The following is a 1268-nucleotide window of genomic DNA, read 5'->3' as shown; positions in this document are numbered from 1 at the left end:
CGCCTGCCCGCGCCGAAGGTCAGCCGGCCGCCCCGCCCGACGCCGCCGGCCACGACACCCGAACAGGCGGCGGTGGGCGGCGAGGCGCTGGCCGGCACCGGGCTGGTCATGCCACCCGGCAGCCCCGCGCCCCCGGCGGTCACCGCCACCACCTGGCTGGTGGCGGACCTGGACACCGGCGCGGTCCTCGGCGCGTGCGGCCCACACGTCCCCGGCACCCCGGCCAGCACCCAGAAACTGCTGCTGGCCGCCACCATGCTGAGCCGGCTGGACCCCCAGCAGGTCGCCGTCGCCACCCGCGCCGACCTGGACATCGAGCCGGGCAGCTCGGCGGTCGGCCTGCTCGTCGGCGGCCGCTACAGCGTGGCGACGCTGTGGCTGGGCCTGCTGCTCCAGTCCGGCAACGACGCCGCGAACATGCTGGCCCGCCTCGGCGCCGGCAGCGCACAGGCCGGCGTCGCCGAGATGAACGAGCAGGCCCGCCGGCTCGGCGCCGGGCAGACGCACGCGGTCACACCGTCCGGCCTGGACGGTCCCGGCCAGATCACCAGCGCGTACGACCTGGCGCTCATCGCGCGGGCCTGCTTCGCCGACGCCGCGTTCCGCCGGTACGCGCTCACCGAGCGCACGCAGATCCCGGCCCAGCCCGCGCTGAAGAAGGGCGGGTTCCAGATCCAGAACGAGAACCAGCTCATCTACCGCTATCCCGGCGCGCTCGGCGGCAAGACCGGCTTCACCGAGCTGGCCCGGCACAGCTACGTCGGTGCCGCGCAGCGGGACGGACGCCGTCTCGTGGTGACGCTGCTCGGCGCCGAGGCCCGCCCGGTACGCGGCTGGCAGCAGGGCGCCCAGCTGCTCGACTGGGGCTTCCGGCTGCCCCGGGACGCCTCGGTCGGCCGGCTGGTCGAGCCGGGCGAGCGGGACGCCGAGGCGGCGCAGCCCCGACAGGCGGCGGCCGCCGAGCCCACCCGTACCGCCTCCCCGCCGTGGCGGGGGCCGGCCGGGACGGCACTGCAACGCATCGGCGACGGGGACTGGCGGGTGATCGTGCCGGTCGCCGGCCTGCTCGCGCTCACCGTGGGCGGGGTGGCGGCGGTGCTCGCCGCCCGCCGGGGCCGCGCCCGCAGGCGGGGACGCCGCCGCGCCTGAGCGGGGGGCACCCTACCGCGCGGTCCCGGCGCCGGAACGCGAATCCCGGAGCCGGTGACCCGTTCGGGTCGGCGTGGCTACCGTCCGGGTCATGAGGACCTGGGGACCCTTCGTGGCGG

General features: G+C 77.7%; 1 protein-coding gene. It reads left to right on the top strand.

Annotation, left to right across the window (positions count from 1 at the left end):
- Positions 1-1149 (top strand): D-alanyl-D-alanine carboxypeptidase family protein (locus tag EAD96_RS01400; RefSeq protein ID WP_147457820.1); only part of this gene is annotated, 1149 nt, incomplete at its 5' end.
- Positions 1150-1268 lie beyond the last annotated feature (119 nt).

The organism is Micromonospora sp. BL1 (assembly GCF_003667485.1).
Classification (GTDB): Bacteria; Actinomycetota; Actinomycetes; order Mycobacteriales; family Micromonosporaceae; genus Micromonospora; species Micromonospora tulbaghiae.
This window is presented reverse-complemented; position numbering and strand designations above follow the sequence as displayed.